This window comes from Streptomyces coeruleofuscus (assembly GCF_039532725.1).
In the GTDB taxonomy this organism is placed as follows: Bacteria; Actinomycetota; Actinomycetes; order Streptomycetales; family Streptomycetaceae; genus Streptomyces; species Streptomyces coeruleofuscus.
Genome location: NZ_BAAASE010000010.1, coordinates 289,178 through 307,552, shown reverse-complemented (window position 1 = coordinate 307,552; position 18,375 = coordinate 289,178). Strand labels below are relative to the sequence as shown.

Sequence of the window (18,375 nt, the reverse complement as noted above, 5' to 3'; positions counted from 1 at the left end):
CACAAGGTGTCCCTGGACAAGGTCATCAAGACCATGAAGGACACCGGCGCCGACATGTCGGTCAAGTACAAGGAAACCGCACGGGGCGGACTCGCCGTCAACATCATCGAGTGCTGAGCGAGGCCCGGCCGCGGGCCGGGCAACTCAGGGCCGTGGCTGTGTGAGCCGCTGAGCGGCTCACACAGCCAGGTCAGTCCGTCAGACGTATTCCGTCGCCGCGTCGAGCAGCCAGTCCGCCAGGTAGCCGGCGAAGGACGAGCGGACCAGTACCCAGAATCCCGCCTTGGGTTCGTCCCGGGAGACCAGGACGACCTGGGTGCGTCCCAGTGTCGTCTGGGCGCAGCGCCCGGCCTCGAAGACCCGTGGATGCAGGTCCAGCGGGCACCCGTGGGCCAGCAGGTCGCGTGCGCGCGAACCCGTCACGAGGAGCGTGGTGCGCTGGGCGGAGACGTCGGTGACCGAGACCGGCTCGTCTCCCGCGGCCTCCCGGATACGGCTCTCCCAGTCCCCCTCGCGCCCCGGCGGCCCGACCAGCAGCCACTCGTCGGGACCGAGCCACAGCGCGGTCGACTCCCCCGCGCGCACGACGGTGTCGGGTTCGAGGGGCAGTTGCAGGCCCAGTGCCAGTCCTACGGCGTCCGCCGCCGCTCCCTTGGCGTCCAGGCGCACGTTCACCTGGGTCAGGAAAGGGAGTTCGGCCAGCCGGATCGCGCCCCGGGAGGCGCGGGTGGCGGCGGCCAGACGGTCGGTGGCGTGCGACAGGGGGCTGCGGGACGGGGCGGCAAGGGCGGTGTCAGCCATCGCGACGGGCTCCCTCGGGATCGTAGAGGACGGGGCTTGCGACGGTCACCGGAACCAGCCGGTCGCCGACGGGGGCGTACAGCCGTTCGCCGATGCGTTCCCGGCCGCCCTTGATCATGGCGAGCGCGAACGTCCGGCCGAGGGCCGCGCTGCGGTAACTGGAGGTGACGTGGCCGAGCATCGGGACGGGCGGCGCCGGCAGCACACTGTCGGCGACGAGCTGAGTGCCCTCCGGCAGGAAGGTGCCCGGGTCCTCGGGGAGCAGGCCGACCAGGTGCTTGCGGTCGGGGCGGGCGGTGTCCGCACGCGCGAAGGACCGCTTGCCGATGAAGTCCGGCTTCTTCTTCGACACCACCCAGTTCATGCCGAGATCGTGCGGGGTGACGGTGCCGTCGGTGTCCTGGCCGATGATCGGATAGCCCTTCTCGGCGCGCAGGACGTGCATGGTCTCGGTGCCGTACGGGGTGATGCCGTACGGGGAACCGGCCTCGGACAGGGCCTGCCACAGGGCGAGGGCGTGCCACGGTGACACGTTGATCTCGTAGGCCAGTTCGCCGGAGAAGCTGATCCGGCACACTCTGGCCTCGATGCCCGCGACGGCCGTCTCGCGCCAGGCCATGAACGGGAAGTCGTCGTTGGCGACGGCGAGTCGGGGCGCGAGCGAGCCGAGGACCTCGCGGGACTTCGGGCCGACCAGGGCGACGGTGGCCCACTGTTCGGTCACGGACGTGCAGTGGACCTTCAGCTCGGGCCACTCGGTCTGGAGCCACTCCTCCATCCAGTCCAGTACGGCCGCCGCGTTGCCGGTCGTGGTGGTGACCAGGAAGCGGTCGGGGGCGAGGCGGATGACGGTGCCGTCGTCGAAGACCATGCCGTCCGGGCGGCACATGACGCCGTAGCGGATCATGCCGACCTTCAGGGTGCTGATCATGTTGGTGTAGAGCAGATCGAGGAAGATTCCGGCGTCCGGGCCCTGGACGTCGATCTTGCCGAGCGTGGAGGCGTCCATGAAGGCAACGCCCTCACGGGCGGCCGCGCACTCGCGCAGCACGGCGGCCTCCATGTCCTCACCGTCGCGCGGGTAGTACCAGGGGCGCTTCCACTGGCCGACGTTCTCGAACAGGGCGCCGTGCTCGACGTGCCACCGGTGCAGGGCCGTCACCCGGATCGGGTCGTGCAGGGCGCCTCGGTCGCGGCCCGCGAGAGCGGCGAAGGAGACGGGGGTGTAGGGAGGACGGAACGTGGTCGTGCCGAGCATCGAGATGCCCACGCCGAGCAGTTCGGCGACGACCCCGCCGGCCAGGACGCCGGAGGTCTTGCCCTGGTCGTTGGCGGTGCCGGCCGTGGTGTAGCGCTTGGTGTGCTCGACCGAGCGCATGCCGGCGCCGGTCGCGCGGGCCAGGTCGTCGACCGTGACGTCGCGTTGGAGGTCGACGAACCGGGGGCCCGCTTCGCTGCCGGGGACGGTGAAGACGTGCATGGCGGGCGTGTACGGCTGTGCGGCCGCTTGCGGCAGGCCGGGCGTCTCGGGGGTGTAGCCCTCGGCCTCGATCGCACGGGCACCGGCGGCCGCGCCCTGCGCGAGGACGCCGGCCAGGTCGAAGACACCGCTCGCGCTGCCCGCCACCTCGACGGCCTGACGGCAGGCGTGGGGGACGAAGGTGCCGAGTTCCTCGTCGTGGCGCAGCTTGCCGCCCGCCTGGCTGAACAGATGTGCCACCGGATTCCAGCCACCGGAGACCAGCAGCAGGTCGGCGGCGAACTCCCGCTGCCCGGCGGACTCCCCGTACGGGGCGACGGTCACGGCCGTGATCCGCGCGTCGCCCTCCGTGCCGGTGACGGCATGACCGGTCAGCACCTCGATGCCGGCCGCGCGCGCACGCCCGGCCCATTCCCCCGGCTCGGGGCGCGTGTCGACGACGGCCTGGACGGACACGCCTGCCGCGGTGAGGTCCAACGCCGTCGGATAGGCGCTGTCGTTCGTGGTGAAGACCACCGCGTGGCGGCCGGGCAGGACACCGTAACGGTTGACGTAGGTGCGGGCGGAGGCCGCCAGCATCACTCCGGGGCGGTCGTTGTCCGCGAAGGCCAGGGAACGTTCGTGGGCGCCGGTGGCGAGGACGACGCGACGGGCGCGGATGCGCCAGACGCGTTCCCGGGAGACGTTCTCGGGTGCTTGGGCTCCGAGGTGGTTGGTGCGGCGTTCGACGGCGAGAAGGTGGTTGTCGTCGTAGTACCCGAAGACGGTGGTGCGGCGGAGGACGCGAACCTCGGGGGCGGCGTCGAGCCGGGCTGCGGTCTGTTCGACCCAGCCGGGGAGTTCGGCCGTGCCGAGGAGGCTGCCGCCGAGTTCCGGCTGGTCGTCGGCGACGATGACCCGGGCGCCGCTTCTCGCTGCCGCGGCCGCTGCGGCGAGGCCGGCCGGGCCGGCGCCGACGATCAGCAGGTCGCAGTGGGCGTGTACGGCGTCGTAGCGGGCCGGGTCCGGTTCGGTGGCGAGGCGGCCCTGGCCGGGGAGGCCGGCCGCGACGAGGCCGTCGTAGAGCTCGACCGTAGTGGCCGGGAGCATGGGCTCCCGGAACGGGGCCTCGATCTGGATGACGGCGTTGGGTTCCTCCACGCCGGCCGAGAAGATGCCGCGTGGGCGGCCGAGCTTGATGCTGGTGCCGGTGTGGACGACGCCGTTGGCGAGGAGGGCGGAGGCGAGGGTGTCGCCCTTGTAGCCCCGGTATTCGGTGCCGTCGAAAGTGAAGGTGATCGGGGTGTCGCGGTGGATTCGGCCACGGGTGGGGTGGCGGAAAGGCTGGGTTGTTTCGCCCCCGCCGCCCCTGCCCGTCCCGTCCTGAAGGGGGTCCGCCCCTTCGACCCCGCCAGGGGGCTGCGCCCCCTGGGCCCCCGTCGGCCCTGAAAGGGCCTCGTCCTCAAACGCCGGACGGGCTGGTAGTGCCGGACCCGACTGGACGGTGATCGGACGCGGACCGAGAGTGCCCGCACGCGGTTCAGCCGTTCCCGGGCGTTCCTCCCCCGCCCGGTACACCGCCAGAATCTCGTTCGTCGACGTGTCCCGCACCGCGTTGAACCACCGTCGGCACCCCGCCGCGTGGCTCCACCGCTCGGCGAACGGGCCCCTCGGGTTGTCGCGGAAGAACAGGTACCGGGCCCACTCCTCGTCGCTCAGCGCCGACGGGTCCTCGGGGTAGGGCACATGGGCCTGGCCGCCGTAGTGGAACTCGGCCTCGTCGCGGGGCCCGCACCACGGGCATGGGATGAGCAGCATGGTTCGGCTCCCAAAGAGTCCGGTGATCCTAGTGGGCCACCGCGGCCGCGCCGTGCTCGTCGACGAGCGCGCCGGTGGTGAAACGGTCGAGCGAGAAGGGGGCGTTGAGCGGGTGAGGGCTGTCGTGGGCGATGGTGTGGGCGTAGACCCAGCCCACGCCCGGCGTGGCCTTGAAACCGCCCGTGCCCCAGCCGCAGTTGAGGTAGAGGTCGTCCACCGGGGTGAGGCCGACGATCGGCGAGGCGTCGGGGCTGACGTCGACGATGCCGCCCCAGGTGCGCAGCACATGGGCGCGGGCGAAGACCGGGAACAGCTCCAGGGCCGCCGACATCTGCTCCTCGATGATGTGGAAGGCGCCCCGCTGGGTGTACGAGTTGTAGGCGTCGATGCCCGCACCCATCACCAGCTCGCCCTTGTGCGCCTGGCTGACGTACACGTGAACCGCGTTGGACATCACGACCGTCGGGTGCACCGGCTCCAGCAGCTCCGACACCAGCGCCTGCAACGGGTGGCTCTGGAGCGGCAGTTCGATGCCCGCCATCGCGGCGAGGACCGAGGTGTGGCCCGCCGAGCACAGCGCCACCTTGCCCGCCGCGATCGGGCCGAGGTTCGTCCGGACTCCGACCACCCGGTTGCCTACCACGTCCAGGCCGGTGACCTCGCAGTTCTGGATGATGTCGATGCCCGCGGCGTCCGCCGAGCGGGCCAGGCCCCAGGCGACATGGTCGTGCTTGGCGATGCCGGCGCGCGGCTGGTAGGTGGCGCCCAGGACCGGGTAGCGCACGTCCGGGGAGGTGTTGACGATCGGGCAGACTTCCTTGACGCCGTCCGCGTCGAGCCACTCGGCGTCCACGCCGTTGAGGCGGTTCGCCTCCACGCGGCGCACGCTGTCGCGGACGTCCTGGAGGCTGTGCGCGAGGTTCAGCACACCACGCTGGGAGAAGAGGATCGGGTAGTCGAGCTCCTCCGCCAGCCCCTCCCACAGCTTGAGCGCGTGCTCGTAGATGCCGGCGCTCTCGTCCCACAGGTAGTTGGAGCGGATGATGGTGGTGTTGCGGGCCATGTTGCCGCCCGCGAGCCAGCCCTTCTCCAGGACCGCGACGTTCGTGATGCCGTGGTTCCTCGCCAGGTAGTGGGCGGTGGCCAGACCGTGGCCGCCGCCGCCCACGATGACGACGTCGTAGGACCGCTTCGGCTCCGGGTTGCGCCACAACCAGTCGGGGTGCTCCGGGAGTTCTGCGCCGGGGGTGCGGGGGCTCATCGAACGCCTCCGGACAGGGGGATGCTCAGCGTGTTCATGGAGTGTTCGCGTTCCTCTCGGCTGCCTCGACGACATTGGCCAGCAACATCGCCCGCGTCATGGGGCCCACTCCCCCGGGCATCGGCGCGAGCCGTCCGGCGACCTGAGCGGCGTCCGGGTGGACATCGCCGACCAGCCCCTGATCGGTTCGGGTGATCCCGACGTCCAGGACCACCGCGCCGGGGCGCAGCATGTCCGGGGTGACCAGCCCGGGCGAGCCGGCGGCCGCCACGACGATGTCCGCCTCGCGCACGTGCCAGGCCAGGCCCTTGGTGCCGGTGTGGCACAGGGTGACCGTGGCGTTCACGGACCTGCGGGTGAGCAGCAGGCCGATGGGACGCCCGACCGTGATGCCGCGGCCTATCACGCACACCCGCGCTCCCGCGAGCGGCACCTCGTACCGGCGCAGAAGTTCGACGATGCCGTGCGGAGTGCAGGGCAGCGGCGCCTCGACGCCCAGGACGAGCCGACCGAGGTTGACGGGGTGCAGGCCGTCGGCGTCCTTGGCCGGGTCCATGCGTTCCAGCACGGCGTTCGCGTCCAGATGGCGCGGGAGCGGGAGCTGGACGATGTAGCCGGTGCAGGCCGGGTCGGCGTTGAGCTCGTCGATCGTCTCCTCGACCTGCCGCTGGGAGGCGTCGGCGGGCAGGTCCCGGCGGATGGACGCGATGCCGACCTGGGCACAGTCGCGGTGCTTGCCGGCGACGTAGGCACGGCTGCCGGGGTCGTCACCGACCAGAACGGTACCCAGTCCCGGCGTGCGGTCGGCGGTAGCGGCCAGCTTGGCCACGCGCTCGGCCAGTTCGCGGCGGACCTCGGCGGCGGTCGCCTTGCCGTCGAGCAACTGTGCGTTCACCGACGGTGCTCCTTTCCCGTGGAGCCGACGCCGCGTGTCAGCCACGGAGGCGGGACATGGCGGGGTCGAACAGGGGCTCTTCGGCGACGACCGCCTCGACGCGCTGGTCGAAGTAGCCGATGTGCACGGTCGTGCCGGGGGTGGCCAGCTCCGTGGGGAGCCAGGCGTAGGCGATGCCCTTGCCGATCGTGTAGCCGTAGGCGGCGCTGGTGACGTAGCCGACCGCGCGGTCGCCGTCGTAGACCGGTTCCTTGCCCAGGACGACCGACCGCGGGTCGTCGATCGTGAGGCAGGTCAGCTTCCGCCGTACGTCGGCCTTGCGGCGCTCCAGCGCGGCCTTGCCGATGAAGTCGTCCTTGTCGAGCTTCACGGCGAAGCCGACGCCGGCCTCGTAGGGGTCGTGCTCGTAGGTCATGTCGGTGCCGAAGGAGCGGTAGCCCTTCTCCAGGCGAAGGCTGTTGAAGGCGCCGCGGCCCGCGATGACGCCGCCGAGCGGCTGCGCCGCCCGCCACAGGGTGTCCCACAGCTTCCGGCCCAGGTCGGCGGTGGTGTACAGCTCCCAGCCGAGCTCGCCGACGTAGCTCAGGCGCATCGCGGTGACGGGGACGGAGCCGATGTGGGCGCGCTTGGCGCGGAAGTACTTGAGGCCGTCGTTGGAGAAGTCCTCGTCCGTCAGCGGTTGCAGGACCGTGCGGGCCAGGGGCCCCCACAGGCCGATGCAGCAGGTGCCGGGTGTGATGTCGCGGACCTGGACCGTGCCGTCGGCCGGCAGGTGGCGGGTGAACCAGTCGAGATCCAGGTTGCCGTTGGCACCGACCTGGAAGACGTCGCGTGCCAGGCGGGCGACGGTGATGTCGCTGCGGAGGCCGCCGTCGTGGTCGAGGAGCAGGGTGTACGTCACCGAGCCGACGGACTTGGCGACCTTGCCGGTGCACAGCCGCTCCAGGAAGGCCCCGGCACCCGGACCGCTGACCTCTAGCCGCTTGAGGGCCGTCATGTCGTACATGGCGACGGTCTCGCGGGTGACCTGAGCCTCGGCGCCGACGATGGGCGACCAGTACCGCGCCGCCCAGTCATTGGGGGTGGGGATGGAACGTCCTTCGACCAGCCCCGCGTTGGCCTCGTACCACTGCGGGCGCTCCCAGCCGTTCGCCTCCAGGAAGAAGGCGCCCAGCTCCTGCTGGCGGGCGTGGAACGGGCTCGTGCGGATCGGGCGCGGGTCCCCCGACGGCTGGAGGGGGTGCAGGATGTCGTAGACCTCGACGAAGTTCTGGCAGTCGCGGGCCAGGACGTACTCCGGGGAGAGCTGGTGCGGCTCAAAGCGGTTGACGTCGCACTCGTGCAGGTCGAAGGACGAGCAGTAGCCGTCGACCAGCCACTCGGCCATCGCACGCCCCACGCCGGCGGAGTGGGTGACCCACACGGCCTCGGCCACCCAGAAGCCCTTGACGTCCGGGGACTGGCCGAGCAGCGGGTTGCCGTCGGTGGTGAAGGAGAACAGGCCGTTGATGCCCTCCTCCACCTTGGCTTCCCTGGTCGCGGGGAGCAGGGACTGCGTCTCGGTCCAGGCGGGCTCGAAGTCGTCCTCGGTGAACTCCAGAACCGACGGCATCTCGTCGGCCTCGTCCACGGACAGGATGTCGTCGGCCGAGACCGGCATCGGTCGGTGGCCGTAGTAGCCGATGCCGATGCCGTCGAAGCGGTCGCGGTAGTAGAGGTCGGCGTCCTGGTGCCGCAGGATCGGGCGGACCGCCTCCTCGGTCTGGCCGGCGAGGGCGGGGACGGGGCCGGTCCAGGCGAGTTGGTGGGCGAGCGGGGTGAGGGGGAGGTTCATGCCGGCCATGCGGGCGATCCTCGGGCCCCAGATGCCGGCGCAGCACACCACGATGTCGGCCGGGATCTCGCCCTGGTCGGTCAGGACGCCGGTCACCTCGCCGTCGGCCCGGGTCACGTCGAGGACCTCGTGGCGGGCCAGGAAGCGCACGCCACGCTCGGTGGCCCGGCGGATCTGCGCCTCGACGGCGAGGACGGCCTTGGCGAGGCCGTCGGTCGGGACGAGGAGGCCGCCGAGCACCTTGTCTCGGTCGACCAGCGGGTGCCGCTCCACGCACTCGTCGGGGGTCAGGATGCGGGACTCGATGCCCCAGGCGGTGATCCAGCCGTGGCGGCGGTGCAGTTCCGCCAGGCGCTCCGGGGTGGTCGCCACCTCCAACCCGCCGACCTGGAGGAAGCAGGGCTCGCCGTCGACGTCGAGCGAGCAGAACTTCTCGACGGTGTAGCGGGCCAGCTCGGTCATGGTCTTGGAGGCGTTCGTCTGGAAGACCAGGCCCGGGGCGTGGGACGACGAGCCGCCGGTGGCGGGGAGCGGACCCTGGTCGACCACGGTCACGTCGGTCCAGCCGCGCGCGGAGATCTCGTCCGCGAGTGCCGCGCCGACGACCCCCGCTCCGATGATGACCACTCGGGGTCCCGCCATCGCCGCACCTCCGGTTTGATAACCAGTCGAGCCGAGTCAGTTGCTGCCTACGCAACATGCTTCAGGTTGCGCAACTCAATGTGCCTGGCCGACAGGTGGGTGTCAAGAGGGGCCGTGACGTCGGGGAACAGGCCGGAGCACGGGTGGAAAAGAAGGCCGGAACACAGCAGTGCCCGGTGGGCGGAGCGCACCTGCGCACTCCGCCCACCGGGCACCTCCGACCAGCTTCCGGCTTCCGCTTCCGGTTTCGGTCTCCGGCTTGCGTTTCCGGTTTCCGGTACTACTTGATCCAGGCCTCCACCTTGTCGCGGTTGGCCTCGACCCACTTCTTCGCCGCCGCCTCGGGGGTCATCTTGTCCACCGCGATGTACTTGGCCACGGTGTTCTGGTCCTCGTTCGTCCAGGTGAAGTTCTTCACCAGGTCATAGGCCGGGCTCCCCGACTTGGCGAACTTCGCGCTGACGATCTTGTCCAGCTTGTACACGGGGTAGTCGCAGGCGACCTTCTCGGTGTCGGCGTCACAACCGGTCTTGTACTCCGGCAGCTTGACCTTCTTCAGCGGGACCTCGGACATGAACCACTGCGGCTCGTAGAAGTAGCCGATCACCCATGACTTGTCCTTCTCCGCCTTGCGGAAAGCCTGGATGAGCGCGGTCTCGCTGCCCGCGTACACCACCTTGAAGTCCAGCTTCAGGTTCTTCACCAGCGCCGCGTCATTGGTCACGAACGACGGGTCACCGTCGAGGAGCTGGCCCTTGCCGCCCGACTCGGACGTCCTGAACTTGTCGGCGTACTTGTTGAGGTTCTTCCAGTCGGTGATGTCCGGGTGCGCCTTGGCCAGCCACGGCGGCACGTACCAGCCGATGAGGCCTTCGTTGCCGGTCGGGCCGGCGTCGACGGCGGTCTTCTGGTCGGTGATGTACTTCTTCTTCAGGTCGTCGTGGCCCCAGTTCTCGACGACGGCGTCGACCTCACCGGTCCCGAAACCCTGCCAGGCGATCTCTTCCTTCAGATCCTTCTGGTTGACCTTGCAGCCGAGGTCCTGTTCCGCGACGTACGCGAGGACCGCCGCGTTCGCCTCGTAGCCCACCCATGGGTTGACCGCGAGGTTGAAGGTGCCGCACTTCGCGGAGCTGCCCGAGCCACCGGCGTCCGAGGAGCTGTCACCGACCTTCGCACCGCCGCAGGCGGTGAGGCTGAGGCCGAGGACCGCTATGCCGGCCGCGCCCATTCTCCACTGTCTAGCTTGCCCTGCCATCGTCAGTTGCTCCTTTACGCGCTCACGCGCCGTGCGGCTGCCTGAGTGATTCGGTCGAACATGACTCCGAGAAGGACGATGGCCAGCCCTGCGGCGAGCCCCTTCCCGTACAACTGCCCCTGTGAGAATCCGGCCACTACGTCGTAGCCGAGGGCGCCCGCGCCCACCAGGCCGCCCACCACGACCATCGACAGCACGTAGATCAGGCCCTGGTTCGTCGCGAGCGTCAGGGCGCCGCGTGCCATCGGCAGCTGGACCTTGGTGATGAGCTGCCAGGTGCTGCATCCGGCCGACGTGGCCGCCTCCACGGTGGCCGCCGGCACGGCCCGGATCCCGTCCGCGATGATCTTCGTGGCGACCGGCACCGCGTAGACGATCGCGGCGACGATGGCCGTGAACCGGGTCGCGCCGAACAACGCGAGGAACGGAACGAGATAGACGAACGGCGGCATGACCTGTGCCGCGTCCAGGGTGGGCCGCAGAATCCGGTCCACGAGCAGGCTGCGCCCCATCCATACCCCGAAGACGACGCCGAGCACCATCACCAGCACCGTGGCGACGACGGTCGACGCCAGCGTCGTCATGGCGTCCGACCACACGCCCGTACCGACCAGCAGTCCTACGCACACCGCCGCGGTGACCCCGGCGCGCCAGCCGCCGAGGACCGCGCCGAGGCCGATCAGCGCCAGGCCGACGAGCCACCACGGGGAGTCGGTGAGCAGCGTCTGGAACGGGTTGAGCAGGCCGTTGGTGAGGGCGTCGCGGAAGGCGTTGGTCAGGCCCGACAGGTTGTCCTGCGCCCAGGTCGTGGCGGTGTCGGCACCCTTCGCGATGGAGCTGCCGAGGCCGGCCTCGCCGGGAAACTCCGCCGCCCATACATAGGTGTGCGACATGTAGACCAGCACTGCCGTGACCACCGCTCCCGCCGCGAGCAGCGGCCGCCGCCACTTGAGGAAGCGGCTGCCGGAGCGCCGGGCGGTCTCCTCGCGTGCGCTGGCGGCGGTGGTGACCCGGTCCAGCACGATGGCCATGACGACGATGGCGAGCCCCGCGTTGAAGGCCGTGCCGACGTCGAGGGACTGGAGGGCCTGGATGACGGTCTTGCCGAGTCCGGGTGCGTCGATCAGGGCGGCGATGGTCACCATGGCCAGGGCGGCCATGATGGTCTGGTTGACGCCCATCACCACGGTCCGCTTGGACATCGGCAGCAGCACCTTGACCAGGGCCTGCCGACGCGTGGCGCCCAGTGAGTCGGCCGCCTCGACCGTCGTCTCCGGTACCGAACGAATGGCGTGTGCGGTGATGCGGATCGCCGGCGGCGCCGCGTAGATCATGGTCGCGATCGTGGCGGAGGCAGGCCCGATCAGGAAGAACAAGGTCAGTGGGGCCAGATAGACGAAGGTGGGCATCGTCTGCATGAAGTCCAGGAACGGCGTCACGATCCGGTTGAACCGGTCGGACAGCCCCGCCCACACGCCCAGCGGGATGGCGAACAGCAGCGCCACGAACACCGCGGAGAGCGTGAGCGCCAGGGTGTCCATGCTCTCCTGCCACAGCCCCTGGAGCCCCATGAAGGTGAAGCCCGCGACGGCCAGGAGGGCGACCCGCCAGTTGCCCACCGCCCAGGAGACGAAGCCCGCGATGCCGACGACGCCGAGCCAGCCGATCTGCGGGAGGGGGCGGCCCGCGGAGGGCTGTGAGATCAGTTCCTGGACGAAGGTCACCAGGGTGTCGATGACGAGACGGATCTCGTTGAAGAAGTAGAGGAAGAGCGGGTTGGAGTTGCGGTTGGCACCGATGGAGTCGTTGGCGTCGTTGAACCACCGGTGCAGATCCGTGAGGTCCGCCGCCGCCAGGTCAAGCGTCTGTCTGCCGCGCAGCACGGCGAAGAGCAGCAGCCAGACCACCAGGATCCCGGCGACGACCGCACGCCGGCTGACCCTGCGTGCGGCCGCGACGGGGCCGTCGGGCCCGGCGGGCTCAGGCTTCTCCGTCTTCTCGGGCTTCTCCATCGCGACGGTCATCACATGTCGCCTTCCTGGCCGGCGACCACCGCGAGGATCTCGTCGTCGCCGACGATGCCGAGCAGCTTGCCGTTCTCGACGACCTTGACCGGCTTGTCGGCCGCAAGTACGGCCCGGGTGGCTTCCCGCACCACGACGTCGGGACCCATCTCGGGACCGTCCAGGGCGTCGCCGTCCTTGAGCGGCCGCATGATCCACCGCAGGGTGAGCACGTCACCGCGCGGCACGTCCTTGACGAACTCGCGTACGTAGTCGTCGGCCGGGGCGCCGACGAGTTCGTCGCCGGTGCCGCACTGGACCATCTTGCCGTCGCGCATGATGAGGATGCGGTCGCCCAGCTTGAGGGCCTCGGAGAGGTCGTGGGTGATGAAGACCATGGTCTTGCCGACCTCGTGGTGCAGGCGGATGACCTCGTTCTGCATGTCACGGCGGATCAGCGGGTCGAGCGCGGAGAACGGCTCGTCGAAGAAGAGCACGTCGGGATTGCCGGCCAGGGCACGGGCGAGGCCGACGCGCTGCTGCATACCGCCGGACAGCTGGTCGGGGAAGGAGTTCTCATAGCCCTCGAGGCCGACCAGTTCGACGACCTCCAGGGCTCGCTTGGTGCGTTCGGCCCGTCCCATGCCGCGGATCTCCAGACCGAACGACACGTTGTCGACGACGCGGCGGTGCGGCAGCAGCCCGAAGTGCTGGAAAACCATGGAGAACTTGCTGCGCCGCAGCTCGCGCAGCCGTTTGTCGTCCGCGTCACGAATGTCCTCGCCCTCGAAGACGATCTCACCCGCGGTGGGTTCGATGAGGCGGGTCAGACATCGCACCAGCGTGGACTTGCCGGAGCCGGACAGGCCCATGACGACGAAGACCTCGCCGGGCGAGACGTCGAAATGGACGTCGCGTACGGCCGCGGTGCATCCTGTGCGGTCCATGAGCTCACGGCGGGCGAGGCCGCGCAGCTCCTCGGAATCCGGGACCTGGTCGGCCTTCGGTCCGAACACCTTCCACAGCCGGCGCACGGATATGACCGGGGTGGAGCCGGAATCCGTGCCGCGCCGCTGCGACACCTCGGTCTGTGTGGTCACGTTCGGCCTTCTTTCGGCGTTCAGCCGCGGAACCAGCGCTGCGGCCGAGGTTGGATGTTCTGCCAGATGTGTTTGGGTTCTCGGTATTCGTCCAGGCCGGCCCGTCCCAGCTCCCGGCCCACGCCCGAGTGTCCGAAGCCGCCCCATTCCGCCTGCGGCACATAGGGGTGGTAGTCGTTGATCCACACCGTGCCGTGGCGCAGCCGCCGGGCGACTCGCTGGGCCTTGCCGGCGTCCTGTGTCCAGACGGCTCCGGCGAGTCCGTACTCGGTGTCGTTGGCGATGCGCACGGCGTCGTCCTCGTCGGTGAAGCGCTCGACGGTGAGCACGGGGCCGAAGGACTCCTCGTGGACCACGCGCATGTCCTGCCGGCACTCGTCGAGCACGGTCGGCGGGTAGTAGTAGCCGTCCGTGAGGGCCGGGTCGCCGGGCCGTTCGCCGCCGCAGCGCAGCACGGCGCCCTCGGCGAGGCCGGCGGCCACGTAGGCCTCGACCTTCGCCAGGTGCTGCGCGGAGATCAGCGCCCCGGTGTCGGCCTCGGGATCGAAGGGGCCGCCGAGCCGGATACGCCGGGCACGACGGACGACCTCCTCGACGAAGCGGTCGTGCAGAGAATCCTCGACGACCAGCCGTGCGCCCGCCGAGCAGACCTGCCCTGAATGCAGGAAGACGGCCGTGAGAGCGAAGTCCACGGCCGTCTCGAAGTCGGCGTCGGCGAACACGACGTTGGGGTTCTTGCCACCGAGCTCCAGCGCGACCTTCTTCACGGTCGCGGCGGCGGTGGCCATGATCCGTTTCCCGGTCTCCACACCGCCGGTGAAGGAGACCATGTCCACAGCCGGGTCCTCGGCGAGCGGTGCGCCCACCTCGGGTCCGCCGCCCAGGACGAGATTGGCGGCGCCGGCCGGGAGCCCCGCCTCCTGGAGTGCCATCATCAGCAGGATCGACGTGGAAGGGGTGAGCTCGCTGGGCTTCAGGACGAAGGTGTTACCGGCGAGAAGGGCGGGGGCGACCTTCCAGGACGCCTGGAGCAACGGATAGTTCCAGGGCGTGATCAGGGCGCAGACGCCGACCGGCTCGTACACGACACGGCTGACGGCGTCGTCCCGGCCCGTGTCGATCACGCGCCCGGCGTCGGTGCCGCCGAGCCCGCCGTAGTACCGGAAGCAGGAGACGACATCGGCGATGTCGTACTCGCTCTCCACCAGCCGCTTGCCGGTGTCCAGCGACTCCGCGCGCGCGAACTCCTTGGCATCGCGCTCGATGATGTCGGCCGTCCGCAGCAGCAGCGCCCCGCGCTCCCGCTCGGGAGTGCGCGGCCAGGGTCCCTCGTCGAAGGCGCGGCGGGCCGCGACGATCGCCGCCTCCGCGTCCGGGCGGGTCCCCTCGGAGACGGTCGCGGTCAGCGCGCCGTCAGCCGGACAGCGGATCTCCCGGCGTCCACCGGCCACCGGCTCCCGCCATTCACCTGCCACGTACAGGTCTGCCACGGGCCAAGCCCTTCAGCCGGAGTGCGTTGCGCATCGCGCATTCGATTGCTTGTGATGGAACACCCTGGCGAATGTCCAGACAGACGTCAAGAGGTTGACTCGTGACGATAGCGCACGGGCCACCAGCCACTTCTCCCTCGACGCTGTCGCTGCTCAGGAACTCGGGCGACTTACCGAGAGCCGGCAGCTCGGTGATCGACTCAAGGGCGATCCTTCACGAGCGTCCGCTGCGACGTGTCCGATCAGGACACGGACGGGAAAATCCGTGTTACCTGTTCAGCCGTTCTTCCCTGGTACGGCAGGGCGGGACGCGAAGGCACGGAGGCCGCCCGTCCGGCGCCCGCTCTCACGCCCCGAGCCGGTCCAGCAGCGCGCGGCGCCACCGCTCCGTTTCGGCGATCTGGTTGAAGGTGAACAGGTGCAGGCCCGCCACCTTCGCCGCCGGCGAGGTGAGATCCGCGACCGCGGGCGTGAGCAGCCTCTCGGGCGAGTAGCCGCCGGGCGTCGCGAACCGCAGGAACCACGAGGGATGCCTGGCCAGGAAGCGCGTCGACTCCCCCACTCCGATCCTGGTCGCCATCGCGAGCAGCTTCGCCCGCTGCACGGGCCCCGCGACGCCCACATGCACCGGCAGGGACACATCCCGGTGTCGTATACGAACGATCCACCGCCCCAGCACGCGCGGGTCGAAGCAGAGGTTGCTCACGATGTACGTGGCGTACTCGCGCTTGTCCCACATGGCCTGGACGGTGACGTCGTCCTGGATGAGCGGGTGGCTCTCGGGATAGCCGGTGACGCCGACCCGGGTGAAGGGCCGGCCCAGCTCGGTCAGCCGACGCAGCACCGGCAACGCCCCGGCGTAGGTCCCGGCCGGCGGGTCGGCGTCGCCGGCCGGGACGAAGACGTCGTCCACACCGGCCCCACGGAGCCGGTCGACGACCTCCTTCAGGTGGGCGTCGTCCCGCAGCAGCCGCGCCGGCACGTGCGGGACGACCCGGTAGCCGTGTCCCGCGAGCCGGCCCGTGAGATCGAGGGTCGGCTCCAGGCCCCTGACCGGCGACGCCGTCACGGTGACGACGACGTCGCGCGGAACATGGGCGAGGACCTTGTCCTCGGTGGACTTCGCGGGCAGCACCTCGTAGCGGACGCTGTCCAGCAGCGCCCTCAGCCCTGCGGCGCCCAACGTCTACCCGTCCTGCTTCCGGGCGTCACGGTGGCGGTAGTACGCGGCCTTCGACGGCGCGAGCGGCTCCTTGCCGAGGATCAGGTCGGCGGCCTTCTCGGCGATCATCATCACCGGCGCGTAGATGTTGCCGTTGGTGACGTACGGCATCACCGACGCGTCCACCACCCGCAGGCCCTCCAGGCCGTGCACCCGCATGTCGGCCGGGTCGACGACCGACATCTCGTCGGTGCCCATCTTGCAGGTGCACGACGGGTGCAGGGCGGTCTCGCCCTCCTCGGCGACCCAGGCGAGGATCTCCTCGTCCGTCTCCACCCCGGGCCCGGGCGACACCTCTCCGCCGTTGTAGGGGGCGAGTGCGGGCTGGCCGAGGATCTTGCGGGCGACCCGGATGGCCTCGACCCACTCGCGGCGGTCCTGCTCGGTGGACAGGTAGTTGAAGCGCAGCGCCGGGTGCTCGCGCGGGTCCCTGCTCCGGATCTTCACCGAGCCGAGGGCGTCGGAGTACATGGGCCCGACGTGCACCTGGTAGCCGTGGTCACCGGCGGGCGAGGAGCCGTCGTAGCGCACCGCGACCGGCAGGAAGTGGAACATGAGGTTGGGATACTCGACGTCCTCGTTGCTACAGGCGAAACCACCTGCCTCGAAGTGGTTGGTCGCCGCCGGACCCTTGCGGAAGAGCCACTGCAGCCCGATGAAGGGGGCGCGCCACTTCGCCATGTACGGCTGCATGGAGACCGGCTGCCTGCAGGCGTACTGGACGTAGACCTCCAGGTGGTCCTGCATGTTCTCACCGACGCCCGGGAGGTCGTGGACGACGTCGATGCCGAGGGCGCTCAGTTCCCCGGCGTTGCCGACGCCGGAGAGCTGGAGCAGCTGCGGGGAGTTGATGGCGCCGCCGCAGAGGATGACTTCCCCGGCGCGGACCTGTTGGACCGCGCCGCGGCCGCGCCGGTACTCGACGCCGACGGCGCGCTTGCCCTCGAAGAGGACGCGCGTGACGAGGGCGCGGGTCGTGACGGTGAGGTTCGGTCTTCTCATCGCGGGCTTGAGGTACGCCTTCGAGGCCGACAGGCGGCGTCCGCGGTGGACATTGCGGTCGAACTGGGCGAAGCCTTCCTGCCGGTAGCCGTTGACGTCGTCGGTCGGGGCGTAGCCCGCCTCCTGCGCGGCTTGGAGGAAGGCGGTGAACAACGGGTTCGTGGCCGGGCCGCGCTCCAGGACGAGGGGGCCGTCATGGCCGCGGAACTCGTCGTCGGGGTCGGCCGCGAGGCAGTTCTCCATCCGCCGGAAGTACGGCAGACAGTGCGCGTAGTCCCAGCTCTCCATCCCGGCGTCGGCCGCCCAGCGCTCGTAGTCCATGGGGTTGCCGCGCTGGAAGATCATGCCGTTGATGCTGCTGGAGCCGCCCAGCACCTTTCCGCGCGCGTGGTAGACGCGCCGGCCGCCCATGTGGGGTTCGGGCTCGGACTCGTACTTCCAGTCGTAGAACCGGCTGCCGATCGGATAGGTCAGCGCCGCGGGCATGTGGATGAAGACATCCCACGGATAGTCCGACCGGCCGGCTTCCAGGACCAGCACCCGGTTCGCCGGGTCCGCGGAGAGTCTGTTCGCCAGTGCGCTGCCGGCCGAACCGCCGCCGACGATGACGAAGTCGTACTGGAAGGGAGCCATGCTGCCTCGTCTCGCTCGCGCCGTAGATACGCGAGGCATGCTAACGGCAGTATCGCTATACGCACCAGGTTGCGACTTGCGCAACTTACGGTGAGCTTGAGGTGATCACGGTTACTTGGCGTGGCGTTGTTTACTGAGGGTATAGTTGCGCTATGAGCAACTACAGTCTCGAAACCCAGAGCTCGAGTTCGGGCGCCGGAGGAGTGCAGTCGGTCGACCGCGCCATCAGCGTCCTCGAGATCCTCGCGCAGCGTGGCGAGGCGGGTGTCAGCGAGGTGGCCGCCGAGATCGACGTTCACAAGTCGACCGCGTTCCGTCTGCTCGGAGCCCTGGAGGCGCGCGGCCTGGTGGAGCAGGCGGGCGAGCGCGGCAAGTACCGGCTCGGCTTCGGCATCGTACGCCTGGCCGGAGCGGTCACCGGGCGCATCGACATCACCCAGCAGGGCCGGCCGGTCTGCGAGGACCTCGCCGAGGAGATCGGCGAGACGGTCAACATCGCCGTTCTGCAGGAGCACTACGCGGTCAACCTGTACCAGGTGCGCGGTCCGGGAGCTGTCACCGCGCAGAACTGGGTGGGCCAGCTGACCCCGCTGCACGCCACGTCGAGCGGCAAGATCCTGCTTGCCCACCTGCCCGCCAAGGACCGCGCCGCGCTGCTGGCCGAGGCCGGGCTGAAGAAGGTCACCCCGTACACCATCACCGCGAAGTCGAAGCTCGAGAAGAACCTCGCCGAGGCCCGTGAACGCGGCTACGCGGCGGCTGTGGAGGAACTGGAGGTCGGCCTCCACGGTATGGCCGCTCCGATCCGCAATCGGGACGGCAAGGTCGTCGCGGCACTGAGCGCCTCCGGACCCTCCTACCGGCTCACCGAGGAGCGCCTGCACGAGTTCGCGCCGAGGCTGATCAAGAGTGCCGAGGAGATCAGCCACCGGATGGGCTACCTGGGCTGAGCGGCCC

The 18,375-nt window shown here is 69.9% G+C and carries 13 protein-coding genes; 2 read left to right on the top strand and 11 right to left on the bottom strand.

The window, feature by feature from the left end; translation table 11 throughout:
* Nucleotides 1-117, top strand: a 117-nt coding sequence (locus ABFX81_RS33665; RefSeq protein ID WP_346139133.1) for an L-serine ammonia-lyase, iron-sulfur-dependent, subunit alpha, incomplete at its 5' end; no start/stop codon positions are given.
* A gap of 81 nt (nucleotides 118-198) precedes the next feature.
* Here ABFX81_RS33665 and ABFX81_RS33660 read toward each other — a convergent pair.
* The 11 genes from ABFX81_RS33660 to betA form a co-directional block, all read right to left on the bottom strand.
* Complete coding sequence (locus ABFX81_RS33660) at nucleotides 199-801, bottom strand: sarcosine oxidase subunit gamma family protein (protein WP_086854931.1); 603 nt, start codon at nucleotides 799-801, stop codon at nucleotides 199-201.
* Complete coding sequence (locus tag ABFX81_RS33655; RefSeq protein WP_086854932.1) at nucleotides 794-4,078, bottom strand: sarcosine oxidase subunit alpha family protein; 3,285 nt, start codon at nucleotides 4,076-4,078, stop codon at nucleotides 794-796. Before ABFX81_RS33655 ends, ABFX81_RS33660 begins: the two co-directional genes overlap by 8 nt.
* A 28-nt stretch (nucleotides 4,079-4,106) precedes the next feature.
* Entirely contained in the window at nucleotides 4,107-5,339 is a 1,233-nt protein-coding gene (locus ABFX81_RS33650) for a sarcosine oxidase subunit beta family protein (protein ID WP_086854933.1), read from the bottom strand.
* 34 nt (nucleotides 5,340-5,373) lie between these two features.
* Nucleotides 5,374-6,234, bottom strand: a complete 861-nt coding sequence (locus tag ABFX81_RS33645) for a bifunctional methylenetetrahydrofolate dehydrogenase/methenyltetrahydrofolate cyclohydrolase (RefSeq protein WP_086854934.1) — start codon at nucleotides 6,232-6,234, stop codon at nucleotides 5,374-5,376.
* 37 nt (nucleotides 6,235-6,271) lie between these two features.
* On the bottom strand, nucleotides 6,272-8,710 hold the full coding sequence (locus ABFX81_RS33640; RefSeq protein WP_346139126.1) for a GcvT family protein: 2,439 nt from the start codon (nucleotides 8,708-8,710) through the stop codon (nucleotides 6,272-6,274).
* A gap of 280 nt (nucleotides 8,711-8,990) precedes the next feature.
* Entirely contained in the window at nucleotides 8,991-9,968 is a 978-nt protein-coding gene (locus tag ABFX81_RS33635; protein WP_086855709.1) for a glycine betaine ABC transporter substrate-binding protein, read from the bottom strand.
* 14 nt (nucleotides 9,969-9,982) lie between these two features.
* Nucleotides 9,983-11,992 carry an ABC transporter permease gene (locus tag ABFX81_RS33630; protein ID WP_346139125.1) on the bottom strand — a complete coding sequence of 670 codons (2,010 nt, stop codon included), beginning with the start codon at nucleotides 11,990-11,992 and terminating at the stop codon, nucleotides 9,983-9,985.
* Entirely contained in the window at nucleotides 11,992-13,071 is a 1,080-nt protein-coding gene (locus tag ABFX81_RS33625; RefSeq protein WP_086853429.1) for a betaine/proline/choline family ABC transporter ATP-binding protein, read from the bottom strand. Before ABFX81_RS33625 ends, ABFX81_RS33630 begins: the two co-directional genes overlap by 1 nt.
* Before the next feature lie 20 nt (nucleotides 13,072-13,091).
* Entirely contained in the window at nucleotides 13,092-14,561 is a 1,470-nt protein-coding gene (locus ABFX81_RS33620) for an aldehyde dehydrogenase family protein (protein WP_346139124.1), read from the bottom strand.
* A gap of 346 nt (nucleotides 14,562-14,907) precedes the next feature.
* Nucleotides 14,908-15,744, bottom strand: a complete 837-nt coding sequence (locus ABFX81_RS33615; protein ID WP_086853433.1) for a methylenetetrahydrofolate reductase — start codon at nucleotides 15,742-15,744, stop codon at nucleotides 14,908-14,910.
* A 3-nt stretch (nucleotides 15,745-15,747) separates the two neighbouring features.
* Nucleotides 15,748-17,418, bottom strand: a complete 1,671-nt coding sequence (gene betA, locus ABFX81_RS33610) for a choline dehydrogenase (protein WP_086853435.1) — start codon at nucleotides 17,416-17,418, stop codon at nucleotides 15,748-15,750.
* A 152-nt stretch (nucleotides 17,419-17,570) separates the two neighbouring features.
* Here betA and ABFX81_RS33605 point away from each other — a divergent pair, with 152 nt between their 5' ends.
* Nucleotides 17,571-18,368, top strand: a complete 798-nt coding sequence (locus ABFX81_RS33605; RefSeq protein ID WP_086853437.1) for an IclR family transcriptional regulator domain-containing protein — start codon at nucleotides 17,571-17,573, stop codon at nucleotides 18,366-18,368.
* The last annotated feature ends 7 nt before the right edge of the window (nucleotides 18,369-18,375 follow it).

Coding starts and splice junctions, on each gene's coding strand:
- betA (WP_086853435.1), bottom strand. CDS start 17,418: ATGGCTCCCTTCCAGTACGACTTCGTCATCGTCGGCGGCGGTTCGGCC.
- ABFX81_RS33630 (WP_346139125.1), bottom strand. CDS start 11,992: ATGACCGTCGCGATGGAGAAGCCCGAGAAGACGGAGAAGCCTGAGCCC.
- ABFX81_RS33635 (WP_086855709.1), bottom strand. CDS start 9,968: ATGGCAGGGCAAGCTAGACAGTGGAGAATGGGCGCGGCCGGCATAGCG.
- ABFX81_RS33640 (WP_346139126.1), bottom strand. CDS start 8,710: ATGGCGGGACCCCGAGTGGTCATCATCGGAGCGGGGGTCGTCGGCGCG.
- ABFX81_RS33605 (WP_086853437.1), top strand. CDS start 17,571: ATGAGCAACTACAGTCTCGAAACCCAGAGCTCGAGTTCGGGCGCCGGA.
- ABFX81_RS33660 (WP_086854931.1), bottom strand. CDS start 801: ATGGCTGACACCGCCCTTGCCGCCCCGTCCCGCAGCCCCCTGTCGCAC.
- ABFX81_RS33655 (WP_086854932.1), bottom strand. CDS start 4,078: ATGCTGCTCATCCCATGCCCGTGGTGCGGGCCCCGCGACGAGGCCGAG.
- ABFX81_RS33650 (WP_086854933.1), bottom strand. CDS start 5,339: ATGAGCCCCCGCACCCCCGGCGCAGAACTCCCGGAGCACCCCGACTGG.